This is a genomic window from Streptomyces sp. TRM68367 (assembly GCF_014495685.1).
Taxonomy (GTDB): Bacteria; Actinomycetota; Actinomycetes; order Streptomycetales; family Streptomycetaceae; genus Streptomyces.
The window spans coordinates 1-16,557 of record NZ_JACTVI010000065.1; the positions used below are offsets into that span (position 1 = coordinate 1).

15 protein-coding genes and 1 pseudogene are annotated in these 16,557 nt (G+C 72.2%); 7 read left to right on the forward strand and 9 right to left on the reverse strand.

The window, feature by feature from the left end; translation table 11 throughout:
- Positions 1-78 precede the first annotated feature (78 nt).
- From H8R17_RS31000 to H8R17_RS31020, 5 genes and pseudogenes are all read left to right on the forward strand, one after another.
- Positions 79-580, forward strand: a pseudogene (locus tag H8R17_RS31000) (Lrp/AsnC family transcriptional regulator); the annotation flags it as partial.
- 129 nt (positions 581-709) lie between these two features.
- Positions 710-1,549 carry a dimethylargininase gene (ddaH, locus tag H8R17_RS31005; RefSeq protein WP_187826531.1) on the forward strand — a complete coding sequence of 280 codons (840 nt, stop codon included), beginning with the start codon at positions 710-712 and terminating at the stop codon, positions 1,547-1,549.
- Positions 1,546-2,772: an ornithine--oxo-acid transaminase gene (rocD, locus tag H8R17_RS31010; RefSeq protein ID WP_187826532.1), complete on the forward strand. Its 1,227-nt coding sequence runs from the start codon at positions 1,546-1,548 to the stop codon at positions 2,770-2,772. Before ddaH ends, rocD begins: the two co-directional genes overlap by 4 nt.
- Before the next feature lie 300 nt (positions 2,773-3,072).
- Positions 3,073-5,526: a SpoIIE family protein phosphatase gene (locus tag H8R17_RS31015; RefSeq protein WP_187826533.1), complete on the forward strand. Its 2,454-nt coding sequence runs from the start codon at positions 3,073-3,075 to the stop codon at positions 5,524-5,526.
- A gap of 68 nt (positions 5,527-5,594) precedes the next feature.
- Positions 5,595-6,824, forward strand: coding sequence for a PP2C family protein-serine/threonine phosphatase (locus H8R17_RS31020; RefSeq protein WP_187826534.1), 1,230 nt, complete (start codon positions 5,595-5,597; stop codon positions 6,822-6,824).
- A 39-nt stretch (positions 6,825-6,863) separates the two neighbouring features.
- On the opposite strand, the gene H8R17_RS31025 is transcribed toward H8R17_RS31020, so the two are convergent.
- Positions 6,864-7,319: an RpiB/LacA/LacB family sugar-phosphate isomerase gene (locus H8R17_RS31025; RefSeq protein WP_187826535.1), complete on the reverse strand. Its 456-nt coding sequence runs from the start codon at positions 7,317-7,319 to the stop codon at positions 6,864-6,866.
- A 155-nt stretch (positions 7,320-7,474) separates the two neighbouring features.
- Here H8R17_RS31025 and H8R17_RS31030 point away from each other — a divergent pair, with 155 nt between their 5' ends.
- Positions 7,475-8,200, forward strand: coding sequence for a 1-acyl-sn-glycerol-3-phosphate acyltransferase (locus tag H8R17_RS31030; RefSeq protein WP_187826536.1), 726 nt, complete (start codon positions 7,475-7,477; stop codon positions 8,198-8,200).
- A 60-nt stretch (positions 8,201-8,260) separates the two neighbouring features.
- Complete coding sequence (locus tag H8R17_RS31035; RefSeq protein ID WP_187826537.1) at positions 8,261-9,289, forward strand: NAD(P)-dependent oxidoreductase; 1,029 nt, start codon at positions 8,261-8,263, stop codon at positions 9,287-9,289.
- 57 nt (positions 9,290-9,346) lie between these two features.
- Here H8R17_RS31035 and H8R17_RS31040 read toward each other — a convergent pair whose 3' ends face one another.
- The 8 genes from H8R17_RS31040 to H8R17_RS31075 form a co-directional block, all read right to left on the reverse strand.
- Positions 9,347-10,948 (reverse strand): alpha/beta hydrolase, encoded by a 1,602-nt coding sequence (locus H8R17_RS31040; RefSeq protein ID WP_187826538.1) that lies wholly within the window; start codon positions 10,946-10,948, stop codon positions 9,347-9,349.
- Between the two features lie 176 nt (positions 10,949-11,124).
- Complete coding sequence (locus H8R17_RS31045) at positions 11,125-11,886, reverse strand: urease accessory protein UreD (protein WP_187826539.1); 762 nt, start codon at positions 11,884-11,886, stop codon at positions 11,125-11,127.
- Positions 11,883-12,560 carry an urease accessory protein UreG gene (gene ureG / locus H8R17_RS31050; RefSeq protein ID WP_187826540.1) on the reverse strand — a complete coding sequence of 226 codons (678 nt, stop codon included), beginning with the start codon at positions 12,558-12,560 and terminating at the stop codon, positions 11,883-11,885. Before ureG ends, H8R17_RS31045 begins: the two co-directional genes overlap by 4 nt.
- Before the next feature lie 166 nt (positions 12,561-12,726).
- Positions 12,727-13,401: an urease accessory protein UreF gene (locus H8R17_RS31055; protein WP_187826541.1), complete on the reverse strand. Its 675-nt coding sequence runs from the start codon at positions 13,399-13,401 to the stop codon at positions 12,727-12,729.
- Complete coding sequence (locus tag H8R17_RS31060) at positions 13,401-15,122, reverse strand: urease subunit alpha (protein ID WP_187826542.1); 1,722 nt, start codon at positions 15,120-15,122, stop codon at positions 13,401-13,403. Before H8R17_RS31060 ends, H8R17_RS31055 begins: the two co-directional genes overlap by 1 nt.
- Entirely contained in the window at positions 15,115-15,426 is a 312-nt protein-coding gene (locus H8R17_RS31065; RefSeq protein WP_187826543.1) for an urease subunit beta, read from the reverse strand. The genes H8R17_RS31060 and H8R17_RS31065 overlap by 8 nt, the downstream gene beginning before the upstream one ends.
- Positions 15,427-15,435: 9 nt before the next feature.
- On the reverse strand, positions 15,436-15,738 hold the full coding sequence (locus H8R17_RS31070; protein ID WP_187826544.1) for an urease subunit gamma: 303 nt from the start codon (positions 15,736-15,738) through the stop codon (positions 15,436-15,438).
- Positions 15,739-15,867: 129 nt separating this feature from the next.
- Entirely contained in the window at positions 15,868-16,500 is a 633-nt protein-coding gene (locus tag H8R17_RS31075; protein WP_187826545.1) for a TetR/AcrR family transcriptional regulator, read from the reverse strand.
- Positions 16,501-16,557 lie beyond the last annotated feature (57 nt).

Consider the following 16,557-nt stretch of genomic DNA (forward strand, 5'->3'; position numbering starts at 1 on the left):
GCATCACTGGCCATGCACCCACCGGGACCGAGAGGTCACAACCCTACTCGTGAGGGCTGCAGAAGGGATGGTCCTCTAATGAGCAGCAGGCCCGCCCCGTTCGACGAGCTCGACCGGAAGATCGTCACCGCGTTGATGGCGAACGCCAGGACGTCGTTCGCGGAGATCGGCGCGGACGTCGGGCTGTCCTCGACGGCGGTCAAGCGCCGCGTGGACCGGCTGCGCGAGACGGGCGTGATCACCGGGTTCACGGCCACGGTGAAGCCGTCGGCGCTGGGCTGGCGCACGGAGGCGTACGTCGAGGTGTACTGCGAGGGCGCGGCCCCGCCGCGGCGGCTCGCTCAGGTGGTGCGCGGCTATCCGGAGATCGCCGCGGCGATGACGGTGACGGGCGGCGCGGACGCGCTGCTGCACGTGCGGGCGCGGGACGTGGAGCACTTCGAGGAGGTGCTGGAGCGGATCCGCGCCGAGCCGTTCATCCGGAAGACGATCAGCGTGATGGTGCTGTCCCATCTGATCCCGGAGAGCCCGGAGGCGGGCGCGAGTCACCCCGCCCCCTGAGGGCGCAGCAGACATGCGTCGATCTGGGAAAATACGCAGGATTCCTGCGCCGTTACGCAACTCTTCTCGCTTGTCGCTTGTCGCGGTCAGTTCTTACGGTGGTGTCAACACCCAGTCACACACCGTGAGGAAGCGGAGGAACCCCTCTGTGTCCGACTCCCGTGTGCCGCGCCGGCGGCGCTTCCTGGTCTGCGAACCCAGACACTTCGCCGTGCAGTACGCGATCAACCCGTGGATGCATCCCGACCGGCCCGTCGACGTGGACCTGGCCGGGGAGCAGTGGCAGGCGCTGATCCGCGCCTACCGCGCCCACGGTCACACCGTCGAATCCGTCGAGCCGGTACCCGGCCTGCCCGACATGGTGTTCGCCGCCAACGCGGCCGTCGTCGTCGAGGGCCGCGTCTTCGGCTCCCTCTTCCACGCGCCCGAGCGGCGCCCCGAGTCCGTGCCCTACGAGACGTGGTTCAAGGCGGCGGGCTACGACGTCTACCGGCCGGAGTCGGTGTGCGAGGGCGAGGGTGACCTCGTCCCCGCGGGCCGGTACATCCTGGCCGGGACCGGTTTCCGCACCACCAGGCAGGCGCATCGCGAGGTGCAGGAGTTCTTCGGCGTCCCGGTGATCGGCCTGACGCTGGTGGACCCGTACTTCTACCACCTGGACACCGCGCTGTTCGTTCTCGAGGATGAGGGCGACGGGAACGACGGGAACGACGGGAACATCGTGTACTACCCGGACGCGTTCTCACCCGGCAGCCGGGAGGTGCTGGCGCGGCTGTACCCGGACGCGGTGCTCGCGACCCGACAGGACGCGCTGGCGTTCGGCCTGAACTCCGTCTCCGACGGCCGCCACGTCTTCATCTCGCCGGGGGCCACCGCCCTCGCCGGCCGGCTCGCCGAGCGCGGCTATGTCCCCGTCCCCGTCGACCTGTCGGAGTTCCGCAAGGCCGGCGGGGGTATCAAGTGCTGTACTCAGGAGATCCGCTCATGACCGCACCCTCCTCCCACCGCACCTCGGCCGAGCTGATCCTCGCGGAGGAGCCGGTCCTGGCCCACAACTACCACCCGCTGCCCGTCGTCGTGGCCCGCGCCGAGGGCGCCTGGGTGGAGGACGTGGAGGGCGGCCGCTACCTCGACATGCTGGCCGGCTACTCGGCCCTCAACTTCGGCCACCGCCACCCGGCGCTGATCGAGGCGGCGCACCGCCAGCTCGACCGGCTGACGCTCACCTCGCGCGCCTTCCACAACGACCGGCTCGCCGGGTTCGCCGAGCGCCTCGCCGCCCTGACCGGCACGGACATGGTGCTGCCGATGAACACCGGCGCCGAGGCCGTGGAGAGCGGCATCAAGGTGGCCCGCAAGTGGGGGTACGACGTCAAGGGCGTCCCCGCCGACCGGGCCACGATCGTCGTCGCGGCGGACAACTTCCACGGCCGTACGACGACGATCGTGAGCTTCTCCACGGACGAGACGGCACGCGCCGGTTTCGGCCCCTTCACGCCGGGCTTCCGGATCGTGCCGTACAACGACCTGGCGGCCCTGGAGGCGGCGGTCGACGAGACGACGGCGGCCGTTCTGATCGAGCCCATCCAGGGCGAGGCGGGCGTCGTCATCCCGGACGACGGCTATCTGACCGGCGTACGGGAGCTGACCCGCCGGGCGGGCTGCCTGTTCGTCGCGGACGAGATCCAGTCGGGCCTGGGGCGCACCGGCCGTACGCTCGCCGTGGAGCACGAGTCCGTCGTCCCGGACGTGGTGCTGCTCGGCAAGGCGCTGGGCGGCGGGATCGTGCCGGTGTCCGCGGTGGCGGCCAGCCGGGACGTGCTCCGGGTGCTGCATCCGGGCGAGCACGGGTCCACGTTCGGCGGCAATCCGCTGGCCGCCGCGGTCGGCACCGCGGTGGTGGAGCTGCTGGAGACCGGTGAGTTCCAGCGCCGGGCCACCGAGCTGGGCGGGATCCTGCGCGACGGTCTGGAGGGGCTGATCGGCAAGGGCGTCGCCGGTTACCGCTCGCGCGGGCTGTGGGCGGGTGTCGACGTCGACCCGGCCCTGGGCACGGGCCGCGAGGTCAGCGAACGGCTGATGCGCGAGGGGATCCTGGTCAAGGACACCCACGGCTCCACGATCCGCCTGGCGCCGCCGCTGACGATCACCGCCGAGGAACTCCAGGAGGCTCTGGGGACGCTGGAGAAGGTCCTCACGCAGGGCTCCTGACCCGCGCCGGGGCCCGGCCGGCGGGCGGTCACGGCGAAAACCCGGCGTCCGGGACCGCGCGGTCGCTGCCGCCCGGCTCCCAGTGGCCCGCGCGTCGGCGGGGCGCCCGACCTGCCCGAACCCGCGGCCGGCCCCGGGTAGCGACCCCGAAGGCCAGCCGGCGGACCAACGCGAACCCACCCCCGGCGGTGCCCCGCACGTCGGCCGGGCGAGGCCCCCCCGAGGCCGCCCGGATCGCACAACGGGGTGAAGATGGGGGCAGGAGGTGGTAGACCACACTCAGCAACAGAGAGGTCGACCGTGGGCGCACACGAGGACTACGGCGTGGCCCGGCAGCGGTTCGACGTGGCCGATGCCGCGCCCCTGATGCTGGACGCCCATGGCGAGGTGTCCAGCTGGAGCCGGGACGCCGAACGGCTGCTGGCGTACGAGGCCCCGGAGGCGGTGGGCATGCCGCTGGCCGACCTGCTGGAGCCCGAGGACGCGCGGCGGGTGCCGCAGGTGGTCGAGCGGTGCCGCAGGGACGGCGCCTGGGCGGGCCTGCTGACGGCCCGCTCCAAGGACGGGCGGCCGGTCAGGGTCATGGCGCGCATCACCTCCGCCCTGGAGACCCGGGGCAGTACGCGCTGGCTGGTGCTGCTGTCGGAGCTGGCGGGGGCGCCCGGCTGGGACATGAGCCGCCCCGTGCTGGAGCAGATGGTCGCCCACTCCCCTATCGGCATAGCGATCGTCGACACCGACCTGCGCTACGTGTGGTCGAACGACACCCTGTCCCGGTTCGGCGGCGGCCCGCCCTCCGCGCGGCTGGGGATGCGGCTGGCGGACATCCAGCCGGGCCTGGACTCGGAGGCGATCGAGGCGCAGATGCGGCACGTGCTGGACACCGGCGAGCCGGTCGTCGGCTACGAGCACGTGGGAAACGTCCGGTCGGCGCCGCACCGCGAGACCGCGCACATGCTGTCGTTCACCCGGCTCGACGACGACCAGGGCCGCCCCATGGGCGTGTACTACACGGTCTTCGACATCACCGAGAAGCACCGCGCCCGGCAGCGTCTTGCCCTGCTCGACCGGGCCGGCGAGCACATCGGCCGCAGCCTGGACATCATGCAGACCGCGCAGGAGCTGGCCGACGTGGCGGTGCCGGAGCTCGCCGACTTCGTGGCCGTGGACCTGCTGGAGACGGTCCTGCGGGGCGCGGAGCCGACGGCGGGGCCCCTCGCGGACAACGATCCGGTGCCGCTGCGCCGGGCCGGCCACCAGTCGGTGAACGCGGACGTTCCGGAGGCCGTGGTGGACATCGGCGCGGTGGCGACCTATCTGGCCGGGTCGCCACCGATCCGCTGCCTGACCACGGGCCGCTCCTGGCGCGAGGAGCGCCTCGATCCGCTGTCCCGGGAGTGGGCGGCGGACATTCCGGGCGGCAGACACGCCACGTTCCTGGAGCTGGGCCTGCACAGCGTGATGATCGTGCCGCTGCGCGCCCGCGGCACCACGCTGGGTGTGACCACGTTCTTCCGGCGCCGCCGCCAGGAGCACTTCGACGAGGACGACCTGCATCTGGCCGAGGACCTGGTCTCGCGCGCCGCCGTCTGCGTGGACAACGCCCGCCGCTATACCCGCGAGCGGGACGCCGCGCTCGTCCTCCAGCGCAGCCTGCTCCCGCACCGGCTGCCCGAGCAGGGCGCGGTCGAGGTGGCGGCCTGCTACCGGCCGGCCGACGAGCTGACCGGCCTCGGCGGTGACTGGTACGACCTCATCCCGCTGTCCGGGGCGCGTGTGGCGCTCGTCGTCGGCGAGGTGCCCGGACACGGCATCGGCGCCGCCGCGGCCATGGGCCGGCTGCGGACCGCCGTACGGACGCTGGCCGCGCTGGATCTGCGGCCGGAGGAGGTGCTCGCGCACCTCGACGACCTGGTGGCGCGGTCGGCGCCGGAGGAGGGCGTGGAGCCGTACGCCAGGGGCACCGACGTGGGCTCCGGGTGCGTGTACGTCGTGTACGACCCGGTCGACGGGCGGTGCGCGATGGCCGCCGCGGGCCATCCCGCGCCGGCGGTGGTGCTGCCGGACGGCACGGTCACGTTCGTCGAACTGCCCCAGGGGCCGCCGCTCGGTGTGGGCGGGCCGCCGTTCGAGGCGGTGGAGCTGTCGCTGGCCGAGGGCAGCACGCTCGCCCTGCACACCGACGGGCTGCTGGCCGCCGACGGCGAGGAGGCCTGGGCGGTGGACGCGGACCGGGACCGGCTGCGCGGGGTGCTGGCGCGGCGCGCGCCCTCGCTCGACCTGCGCTGCCGGGCCGTGGTCGACGCGCTGGTGCCCGCCCGGCCGTACGACGACGTGGCCCTGCTGATGGCGCGCACCCGGCGGCTGACCGCCGGCCAGGTCGCGGTCTGGGACCTGCCCGCCGACCCGGCCGTCGTCGCCGAGGCCCGCAAGGCGGCCACCCGGCAGCTGGCGGAGTGGGACCTGAACGAGCCGGCGTTCACCACGGAACTGATCGTCAGCGAGCTGGTCACCAACGCCATCCGGCACTCCACCGGGCCCATCCGGCTGCGCCTGATCCGGGAACGTGCCCTGGTCTGCGAGGTCTTCGACGGCGGCGCGACGGCGCCCCACCTGCGTCATCCGCGCACCACGGACGAGGGCGGCCGCGGGCTGCTGCTGGTCTCCCAGCTCGCCCAGCGGTGGGGCACGCGGTTCGTCCCCGACGGGAAGATCATCTGGGCGGAGCAGTCGCTGACGGATCCCGGGGAGTGACCTCGGCAGCCCGTCAGGTCCTCATAAACATGTGAAACTGGTGTAATCCAGGCGATGAGGCGGCAGCCATGACGCATACGGCGATCGACTACGCGGCCGTGTTCCAGGCCTTCCCCGGCGTGGTGGCCCTGCTCACGCCGGACCTGGTCTATGCCGACGTCAACGAGGAGTTCCTGCGCGTGGTCGGGCGTGAGCGCGAGGAGATCGTCGGCCGCCACCTCGACGACCTCTTCCCGGACAACCCGAACGATCCACGGGCGACCGGCATGCGCAATCTGAAGGCCTCACTGAACAGGGTGGTGGCCAGCGGCGAGCGCGAAACCATGGCCCTCCAGCGCTACGACGTGGAGCTGCCCGACCGGCCGGGCCACTGGGAGGAGCGCTACTGGAGCCTGGTCAACGCGCCGCTGACCGCACCGGACGGCAAGGTGGAGCTGCTGGTGCTGCGGGTCGAGGAGGTCACCGAACTGATCCGGGCCCGCGGCCGCCCCAGCGGGAGCCACACGCGGGTGCTGGAGGCCGAGCTGTACACGCGCGCCCGTGAGTTGCAGGAGCTCAACGAGCGGCTGCGCCGGGCCCACGCCCGCGAGCGCGAGGTGGCCCTCGCCCTGCAGGAGGCGATGCTCCCGGCCCGCCGGCAGGTACGGCACCGCCGGGCCGCCGTGCGCTACCGGCCCGCGGTCGGCGCGCTCAACGTGTGCGGGGACTGGTACGACCTGGTCGACCTGGTGGGCGGGCACCGCATCGGCGTGTCCGTGGGCGACGTGGTCGGGCACGGTCTGGAGGCCGCCGGGGTGATGGGCCAACTGCGCAGCGCGCTCAGCGCCGCCTCGCGGGTCGCGGAGGGGCCCGCCCAGGCCCTGGACGTGCTGGGGCGCTACGCCCATGTGGTGGACGGCGCCGAGTCGGCGACCGCGGTGGCGACGTTCGTCGACCTCGACCGGCACACGATCACCTACAGCAGCGCCGGCCATCCGCCGCCCGTGCTGGTGCATCACGACGGCCGCGTGGAGTTCCTCGACCGGGCGACCGACACGCCGCTCGACGCGCGTCCCGAGCCGGTGCCCAGACCCCAGGCCGAGACCGGCTACGGCGCGGACGCCACGCTCGTGCTGTACACCGACGGTCTGATCGAACGGCGCGGCGAGGACATCGACACCGGCCTGGCCCGCCTGGCGGACGCCCTCGCCCGGCACCGCACGGACGACCCGGAGCCCCTCGCCGACGCCGTCCTGCTGGAACTCCTGCCACCCGGCGGCGCGACCGACGACACGGCGCTGATCATCGTGCGGCTGTGAGCCGCGGTGTATCCGCGCTGCGGCCCCGGACCGCCGCCGTCAGGAAGACACCTCGCGCAGGTCCAGCCGCCCGATGTGCGTCACGTTCTCCCGGTCCTCGGCGTCCTCGCCGGCCGCGCCCGCGAACCAGGCGTCGAGGATCTCCTTGAGCACCGGCGCCGACGTCAGGCGCAGACTGAGCGCGAGCACGTTGGCGTCGTTCCAGCGGCGCGCCCCGTCCGCCGTGTACGCGTCCGCGCACAGGGCGGCCCGTACGCCCGGCACCTTGTTCGCGGCGATCGACGCGCCCGTGCCGGTCCAGCAGCACACCACCGCCTGGTCGGCGGTCCCGGCGGCCACGTCCCGGGCGGCCGCCTCCGAGCACATCGCCCACCGCTCGTCTGCGCCGGGGCTGAGCGCCCCGTGCGTCAGCACCTCGTGGCCCCGCTCGCGCAACTCGGCGACGAGGAGGCGGGCCACGGGTTCATCCATGTCCGAGGAAACGGAGATCCGCATGTCACCGAGCCTACTCCGGGCGGCCGTGAGTCCCGCGCGGTCACGCCCGGTACCGGCCGCCCGCGTACGCGCCTACACTGGCAGCCCACGGCATGCCGGTTGACCAGCCAGAACGTGGCCGTAGGGCCCATCCGGCAGAGTGAGGAGCATCCCCCTTGTTCTACTACCTCCTGAAATACGTGCTGCTGGGCCCCCTGCTGAGACTGGTGTTCCGGCCACGAATAGAGGGCCTGGAGCACATTCCGGCGTCCGGCGCGGCCATCGTCGCGGGCAACCACCTGTCGTTCTCGGACCACTTCCTGATGCCGGCGGTCCTCAGACGGCGCATCACCTTCCTGGCGAAGGCCGAGTACTTCACCGGCCCCGGCCTCAAGGGCCGGCTGACGGCGGCGTTCTTCCGCAGCGCGGGCCAGATCCCGGTGGACCGCTCCGGCAAGGACGCCGGCCAGGCCGCGATCCGCGAGGGGCTCGGTGTGCTGGCGAAGGACGAGTTGCTCGGTATCTACCCGGAGGGCACGCGCTCGCACGACGGCCGGCTGTACAAGGGCAAGGTGGGCGTGGCGGTGATGGCGCTGAAGGCCGGGGTGCCCGTCGTTCCGTGCGCGATGATCGGCACGTTCGAGGCGCAGCCGCCCGGCAAGGTCATCCCGAACATCCACCCCGTGGTCATCCGCTTCGGCAAGCCGCTGGACTTCTCCCGTTACGCCGGCATGGAGAACGAGAAGGCGATCCTGCGGGCCGTGACCGACGAGATCATGTACGCGATCCTGTCGCTGTCCGAGCAGGAGTATGTCGACCAGTACGCGGCCGTCGTCAAGGCGGAGGAGGCCGCCGAGAAGGCGGAGAAGGAGCGCAAGTTCCCCCGTATGCCGCTGAGTTGAGACCTTCGCTGTCGGCAGACAGCCATGGAGCGGCAGATCCGGTCACCGTAGGGTCACGGCATGAGACGCGCTGTGGTGATCGGAGCGACGGGACAGATCGGGCGTCCTGTGGTGCACGCCCTGGTGCGGGACGGCTGGGAGGTGACGGCCGCCTCCCGCGCCGGCGGCCGGGACGAGACCTGGCCGCAGGAGGTGCGGGCGGTCCGGCTTGACCGGGAGGACGACGCGGCGCTGGCGGCGGCCGTCGGCGACGGCTGTGACCTCGTGGTCGACGTCGTGGCCTACGGGGCCGCGCACGCACGGCAGTTGACGGCACTCGCCGGCCGGGTGGGCTCGGCCGTGGTCATCTCCACCGTGTCGGTGTACGACGACGGCACGGGCCGCGGCTTCGACACGATGGGCAAGCCGGGCGGCTGCCCGGAGTTCCCGGTGCCGATCCCGGAGACCCAGCCGACGGTCCCGCCGGGCGACGCCACCTACAGCACGGGCAAGGCCGCCCTGGAGCGTGAACTGCTGTCGGCGAACGACCGGTTGCCGGCGACGCTGCTGCGCCCGGGCGCGATCCACGGGCCGTACAGCCCGCTTCCGCGCGAGCTGTACTTCGTGAAGCGGAACCTCGAGGGCCGCCGCCGGCGGGTGCTCGCCCACGGCGGCGAGAGCCTCTTCCACCCGGCGGCTGCCCGCAACATCGCGGAGCTGGTGCGGCTGGCGGCGGAACGGCCGGGCTCCCGCGTCCTCAACGCCTGCGATCATGAGTCGCCGACGGTGGCGGAGATCGGCGCGGCGATCGACGCGGTCATGGGGGTCGAGACCGAGACAGTTCTGCTGGACGGGCCGGAACCCTCGCCGTGCGTGGGCCGCTCCCCCTGGTCGGTGCCGCTGCCGGTGGTGTGCGACATGTCGGCGGCGGAACGGGAGTTGGGCTACCGCCCGGTGCTGTCGTACGCCGAGAGCCTGCCGGAGACGGTCGACTGGCTCACCCGCCGGGTGTCCGACGCGGACTGGCAGGAGGCGTTCCCGCTCCTCGCGAAGATCTACCCCGAACTGTTCGACTACGCGGCCGAGGACGCCTGGTTCGCGTCCCGGTGAGAGGTGTCAGGGGCGGCCGGATGCACCGGCCGCCCCTGACCGTCGTACGGCGGATGTTTACGGCTTGGGCGTGGCGTGCGGGGCGCAGGTCACGTCCGCGGTGTCCAGCTTGCCGGTGAGCAGGTAGGAGTCGACCCGGTCGTTGACGCACGGGTTGACCAGGCCGGTGACGCCGTGGGAGCCGGCGTCCTTCTCGGTGATCAGGCGGGAGCCCTTGAACCGCTGGTGCAGTGCGACGGCACCCCCGTACGGGGTAGCGGCGTCACGTTCCGCCTGAACGATCAGCACGGGCGGCAGGCCCTTGCCGGTGCGGACGTCCAGCGGGGTCTGCTGCTTGACCGGCCAGGTGGCGCAGGGCAGGTTCAGCCAGGCGTTGGCCCAGGTGAGGAACGGGTAGTCCTTGTGGAGCCGGGTGTTGTCCCGGTCCCACTTCTGCCAGCTGGTGGGCCACTTGGCATCCGTGCACTCGACGGCCGTGTAGACGGCGTTGCCGTTCTCCGACGCGGCGTTGCCCGCGGTGTCGGACAGGTCGGGGGCGGCGGCGTCGACGAGCGCCTGGGTGTCACCGGCGAAGTACTTGCTCATCACCGTGGCGACCGGCACCCACGAGGAGTCGTAGTACGGGGCGCCCTGGAAGAAGGAGATCAGCTCGGCCGGGCCGACGACCCCGCCGATCGGGTTCTTCTCGGCCGTGGCGCGCAGGCGGAGCCACTTGGCCTGGACGGCGTCGCGGGTGGTGCCGAGGTGGAAGGTCGCGTCGTTCTTCGCGACCCAGTCCTGCCAGTCCTTCCAGCGGCCCTCGAAGGCGATGTTCTGGTCCAGGTTCGCCTGGTACCAGATCTTCTCCCGGGACGGGTTGACGACGCTGTCGACGACCATGCGGCGCACATGGCCCGGGAACAGGGTGCCGTAGACGGCGCCCAGGTAGGTGCCGTAGGAGACGCCGAGGAAGTTGAGCTTCTTCTCGCCGAGCGCGGCGCGGATCACGTCGAGGTCGCGCGCGGTGTTCGGCGTGGTCATGTGGGGCAGCATCGCGCCACTGCGCTCGTAGCAGCCCTCGGCGTACTCGCGGGCCAGTTTGCGCTGGGCGAGCTTGTCGGCCTCGGAGCCGGGCACCGGGTCCGGCTTGGGCGCCTTGACGAACTCCTGCGGGTCCATGCAGGAGATGGGCGCGGACTTGCCGACGCCGCGCGGGTCGAAGCCCACGAAGTCGTACGCCTTGGCGGTCCTGGCCCACACCGGGCTCTCGGTGGTGACCCGCCGCGGGAAGCGCAGCCCGGATCCGCCCGGACCGCCCGGGTTGTAGACGAGGGCGCCCTGGCGCTCCTCCTTGCTGCCGGTGTTGCCGATGCGGTCGACGGCCAGCCTGATCTGTTTGCCGTACGGCTTCGCGTAGTCGAGCGGCACCGCGACCCAGCCGCACTGGATCGGCTTCTCCAGGCCCCAGTCGGCGGGGCAGTCCCGCCAGTCGATGCCGGTCTTCGCGGCGCGGGCGGCGGCGACCGCGACCCCGCGGGCCTCACGGTCCCCGCCGTGGCGGTCACCGGCGCTCGCACTCGCCGAGGGCGCGGTCACCGCCCCGGCTATCAGCGTCGCCGTGACGAGCACACCGGCCGAACCGAGCGCCGCCGTATGCCTCTTCGCTCCGAAGTCCCTCAAGTGAGGCCTCCCCCTGCATTGTTGTGATGGGTATCGGGGGATCTTGACGGCGGTGCGGTTCCTGTGAACAGAGGGTGGCCGGACTTCTTTGCCAATCCGATAACCGGAGAAGGGTGTTCGCCAGCCGAGTTCGTGGCGGCGGTGGCGCTGACCGATCCTGTGCCGGCGACCGCGGGTCAGCCGATCCTGCCGAGCACCTCGTCCAGGAGGCGGCGCAGTTGCAGGGCGTCCGGTGCGACGGCGGTCACGAGGGCGGCGGGACCGGCGAGCGGGACGAGGGCGCCACCGTCGCCCAGGACCTGCGCCGTGACCGGCTCGGCGGCGAACTCGGGGCGTACGACGATGAGTTGGCCGACGGCCCGGTGCCCGGCGAGCACGGCGGGACCGTCCCAGCCGCCCGGTGCCCCGGGCCCGCAGGCCAGCTCCTGGTCCAGTACGACACGCCCCGCGACCCGCACGGTGAGCCGACTGCCGAGCCGCCCCGGTTCCTCCCCGCTGCGCCCCAGCACCTGTTCCTCGCGCAGCACGAGCCGCCCCCGCGCACCAACGTCGACGCGCGTCGTGACGTACAGGTCGCTGCCCCCGGCGGAGATCAACTGCTCGGGCAGCCAGTGCAGTTCGGCGTCGTCGGCGACGGTGAGCCGTACGTCGTAGCGGGCCTCGCCCTTGGCCTGTCCCGGCAGCGCGATGGTGGCGGCGGCCGACCCCACGCGCAGCCGGGTGCCCTCCCGCGCCTGCGCCTCGACGGTGAAGTGGTCCCCACCGAGCGGTCCGCTCATCGCACCGACCAGCAACACCCGCGCCTCGGCGCCGCTCCCCCGGGTCCGCCGCAGCGCCAGCGGTCCGTCGCTCTCCAGGACGGGCAGCGAGGTCCCGCCCCGCCCGTCCTCCCGGGCGACGATCCGCGCGAGGGCCCGCACTCCACCGCTCACGGTCATGCCGTCCACGCGGCGAGCCGCGCCCGCACCCACGCGGCGACGTCCTTCACTCCGGCCTCGGTCCTCAGCGACTGGAAGACCACCGGCAGTTCGGCGCGCTGCGCCTTGGCGTCGGCCGCCATCCGCCCCAGGTCTGAGCCGACGTACGGCGCGAGGTCGGTCTTGTTGACGACGAGCAGGTCGGCCGTGGTCACACCGGGACCGCCCTTGCGCGGAATGTCGTCCCCGCCGGCCACGTCGATGACGAAGATCTGCGCGTCGACGAGCCCCTTGGAGAAGGTGGCGGTGAGGTTGTCCCCACCGGACTCGACGAGGATCAGGTCCAGCGGCCCCACCTCGTCCTCCAGGTCCTCCACCGCTTCGAGGTTGGCGGAGATGTCGTCCCGGATCGCGGTGTGCGGGCACGCCCCCGTCTCCACGGCGGTGATCCGCTCGGGCGGCAGCACGGCCTCGCGCAGCAGGAACTCCGCGTCCTCCCGCGTGTAGATGTCGTTGGTGACCACAGCGAGCGACAACTCGTCGCGCAGGGCCCGGCAGAGCGCGGCGACGGTGGCGGTCTTGCCCGACCCGACGGGCCCGCCGAGCCCTATCCGCAGGGCACGGCGAGAGCCGTCGGGCCGGTACGCGTCGGCGCTGACGGCGGCGGGGCCTTCGTGGTTGTGGTCGAGGTGCATGGAACGGCTCCTGGCTTTCTGTCGGTGGTCCACCTCTTGGCCGACCGAGTCGGGCGTCGCCCACCCTTGGCCGACCGTGAACGGGTGGTGGGTGGGCAAAGGGCTGGGCCAGGGGGCGGAGCCCCTGGAGATGGGAACGGGCAAGGGCGGCGGGGGCTAAGACTCCTCACGACGCGAAGAGACGCACGGGCCACGACGCATGCGCCTCGGCACTGACTTCCAGCAACGGCCCGGAAGCCGCGGGCAGCACATCGACGCCTTCGTCGACCGCCCTCCGCCCCGCCGGCACGGCCTGGTCCGCGACCCGGTCCATCTCCGGCGCCAGCCGCGCCAGCACCCCCGTCGCGTCGAACGGATCCAGACTCAGCAACCGCACCGTCGCAGTGGCCGCCCCGCTCACACTCTCGTACGCCGCACAGTAAGCCGCATCCACCGCCCCCAGACCCGCGGCCCGCGCCGCCAGCCCGAGCACAACCGGCTGATGCGTCCCCTTCGGAAACTCCCGTGCCACGGCGTCGAGTTCCTCCGACGGCCAGGTAGCCCGCGCCGCCCGCATCAACTGCCGCCCCAGCTTCCGCGCAGCGACACGCAGGGCGGGCGACGGCGTCCGCGCGTCGGCGGCCCCGTCCAGCGCCACGGGATCGCCCCCCAGCGCCGCCGCGGCCGCGAGCGCCGCCGACACCAGCCCCGCCGTATGCAACCGCCCCCGGCAGAAGTCCTCCAGGCTCGCCGCCCCGGACACCCGCCCGGCCTTGACCGCGGCCTCGGCCCCGCCGGAGTGCGCATGCCCTCCGGCGGGAAACCGGCCGTCGGCCAGCACGAGAAGCGCAGCCCGGGACATCAGAAGAGGAAGTATCGCTGGGCCATGGGCAGTTCGGCGGCCGGTGTCGCCTCGACCAGCTCACCGTCGATGTGCACGGCGAAGCTGTCCGGATCGACCCGCACCTCGGGCCGCGCGTCGTTCTCCCGCATGCCGGCCTTGGTCACCCCCCGCGTCGACTCGATCGCCACGAACCGCTTCCCGAGCCCGAGCCGCTCCGGCAGCCCGTCCTCGACGGCGAGCGGCGCCACGAAGTTGACGGAGTTCGACGCGGGCGCCCGCCCGATCGCCCCGTACATCGGCCTGGGCAGGATCGGCTGCGGCGTCGGGATGGACGCGTTGGCGTCGCCCATCTGCGCGTACGCGATCTGCCCGCCCTTGAGGACGAGGTGCGGCTTGACGCCGAAGAACGCGGGCTCCCACAGCACCAGGTCGGCGAGCTTGCCGCTCTCGACGGAACCGATCTCCCGAGCCAGCCCCTGCGCGAGGGCGGGGTTGATCGTGTACTTGGCGACATAGCGACGTACCCGGTGATTGTCGGCCTGCCCGTCACCCGGCAGCGCGCCCCGCCGCCGCTTCATCACATGCGCCGTCTGCCAGGTCCGCATGACGACCTCTCCGACCCGCCCCATGGCCTGGGAGTCGGAGGAGATGATCGAGATCGCGCCCAGGTCGTGCAGGATGTCCTCGGCCCCGATCGTGGACGGCCGGATCCGCGACTCGGCGAAGGCGAGGTCCTCCGGGACCGCCGGGTTGAGGTGGTGGCACACCATCAGCATGTCGAGGTGTTCCTCGGCGGTGTTCACCGTGAACGGCCGCGTCGGGTTCGTCGAGCTCGGCAGCACGTGCGGCTCGGAGACCACGGTCATGATGTCCGGGGCGTGCCCGCCGCCCGCGCCCTCGGTGTGGTACGCGTGGATCCCGCGCCCGGCGATCGCGGCGAGCGTGTCGCCCACGAACCCGGCCTCGTTCAGGGTGTCCGTGTGAATCGCGACCTGGATCCCGGTCTGCTCGGCGACGCTCAGCGAGGCGTCGATGACGGCCGGGGTCGAGCCCCAGTCCTCGTGCAGCTTCAGGCCCAGCGCACCGCCCCGGATCTGCGACAGCATCGCCTCGTGGGAGACGGTGTTGCCCTTGCCGAGGAAGCCGATGTTGAGCGGGTACTGTTCCATCGCCTCCAGCATCCGCGCCAGGTGCCAGGGCCCCGGTGTGACGGTCGTGGCCTTCGACCCCTCGGCCGGACCGGTGCCGCCGCCGACGAGCGTCGTGATGCCCGCCGACAGCGCCTCGTCGGCGATCTGCGGGCAGATGAAGTGGACGTGCGCGTCGATCGCCCCGGCCGTCAGGATCCGCCCGTTGCCCGCGATGACCTCGGTCTCAGGACCGATCACCAGGTCGGGGTGGACCCCGTCCATGGTGTCGGGGTTGCCCGCCTTGCCGATGCCGGTGATCCGGCCGTCGCGGATGCCGACGTCTGCCTTGACGATCCCCCAGTGGTCGATGATCAACGCGCCCGTGACGACCGTGTCCGGGGTGCCCTCCGCGCGCGTGGCGCGTGACTGGCCCATGGACTCGCGGATGACCTTGCCGCCGCCGAAGACGGCCTCGTCACCGGCGAGCCCGGGACCGCCGGAACGATCCTCCTCGATCTCGACCAGCAGATCGGTGTCGGCGAGCCGGATGCGGTCACCGGTCGTCGGCCCGAACAGGTCGGCGTACGCGGCACGCGATATCTCAGGCATCGAGGGCACCTCCGGTCTCCCCACGCAGCCCGGGCACGACGCGGGCGCCGGTGAGCGGGACGAGTTCGACGTCGACGGGGATCCCGGGTTCAAAGCGCACGGCGGTGCCGGCGGCGACGTTCAGCCGCTTGCCGCGCGCGGCGGCGCGGTCGAACTCCAGGCCGGGGTTGGCCTCGGCGAAGTGGTAGTGGGAGCCGACCTGGACGGGCCGGTCGGCGGCGTTGAGGACGGTCAGCCGGGTGACCTCGCGGCCCTGGTTGTAGGCAATCGGGCCGTCGGCGAACAGGATCTCTCCGGGAATCATCGAGGCCCCTCAGACGATCGGGTCGTGGACGGTGACGAGCTTGGTGCCGTCCGGGAAGGTCGCCTCGACCTGGACGTCGTGGATCATCTCGGGGACGCCTTCCATGACGTCGCCCCTGGTGAGGAGCTTGCGTCCGGAGGACATCAGTTCGGCGACGGTACGGCCGTCACGTGCGCCTTCGAGGATGTGCGACGTGATGAGGGCGACCGCCTCCGGGTGGTTGAGCTTCAGCCCGCGGGCCCGGCGCTTCCCGGCCACGTCGGCCGCCACGTGAATGAGCAGTCTCTCCTGCTCGTGCGGGGTCAGTTGCACGTCCCACCTCACAGTCCTCGCTCCGGACCGTGCGGGGTCCGGTTGCCGCAGCCACGGGGCAAAGTCCCTGGTGGCGTGGATCGGCAGGCTAGTTGGACCGGGTTTCAGACACGTTAACCGAGATGTGTGTCACTCGGACTCCGAGCCGGGGTCGCGCATGCTGATCACCGCCCGCAGGCCCTCGCCGAGCGTCTGCTCGGTCACGTCCCCGAACATGGCCATCTGCGTCCCGAAGCCCTGCACCATCGCGATCAGCGCCCGCGCCATGGCGTCGGCATCGGCGTCCGCGGCGATCAGACCGGCGTCCTTGTAGCGCTGGACGAGCTTCACCCAGGCCGTACGGATCCGGTCGAACCCCGGGCGCAGCACGGCCGCCAGTTCGGGGTTGCGCAGGGTCTCGGTCCACACCTGCAACATCAGCCGGGGGAACATCCACTCGCCGCCGTCCAGCGTCCCGGGCCGCACCTCCCTCATCCGGGCCATGATCGCCGGGATCACGACGTGCGGGAGCGGGGGCGGGCTCTGCCGGGCGGCCTGGTCGTAGATCTCGCCCACGATGTCGATCGTCTCGGCGACGATCGCGGCGATCAGCTCCTCCTTACCGGCGAAGTAGCGGTAGACGGCACCCGCCGAGAGGTCGACCTCCTTCAGCACGTCCTGCATGGACGTGGCGTGGAAGCCGTTGCGGGCGAAGCAGAGCGCGGCGCCGTCGAGGATCTGCCGGCGGCGGGCGTCGAGGTGTTCCTGGGACACGCGGGCCATGGTCGCCAATGTAAAACGAATATTCCTTCTTGACAAGCACGGCGGCCCGGAGGACGG

Coding starts and splice junctions, on each gene's coding strand:
- H8R17_RS31060 (WP_187826542.1), bottom strand. CDS start 15,122: ATGCCTGAGATATCGCGTGCCGCGTACGCCGACCTGTTCGGGCCGACG.
- H8R17_RS31025 (WP_187826535.1), bottom strand. CDS start 7,319: ATGCGGATCTCCGTTTCCTCGGACATGGATGAACCCGTGGCCCGCCTC.
- H8R17_RS31020 (WP_187826534.1), top strand. CDS start 5,595: ATGACGCATACGGCGATCGACTACGCGGCCGTGTTCCAGGCCTTCCCC.
- H8R17_RS31035 (WP_187826537.1), top strand. CDS start 8,261: ATGAGACGCGCTGTGGTGATCGGAGCGACGGGACAGATCGGGCGTCCT.
- H8R17_RS31065 (WP_187826543.1), bottom strand. CDS start 15,426: ATGATTCCCGGAGAGATCCTGTTCGCCGACGGCCCGATTGCCTACAAC.
- H8R17_RS31075 (WP_187826545.1), bottom strand. CDS start 16,500: ATGGCCCGCGTGTCCCAGGAACACCTCGACGCCCGCCGCCGGCAGATC.
- ureG (WP_187826540.1), bottom strand. CDS start 12,560: ATGCACCTCGACCACAACCACGAAGGCCCCGCCGCCGTCAGCGCCGAC.
- H8R17_RS31055 (WP_187826541.1), bottom strand. CDS start 13,401: ATGTCCCGGGCTGCGCTTCTCGTGCTGGCCGACGGCCGGTTTCCCGCC.
- rocD (WP_187826532.1), top strand. CDS start 1,546: ATGACCGCACCCTCCTCCCACCGCACCTCGGCCGAGCTGATCCTCGCG.
- H8R17_RS31045 (WP_187826539.1), bottom strand. CDS start 11,886: ATGACCGTGAGCGGTGGAGTGCGGGCCCTCGCGCGGATCGTCGCCCGG.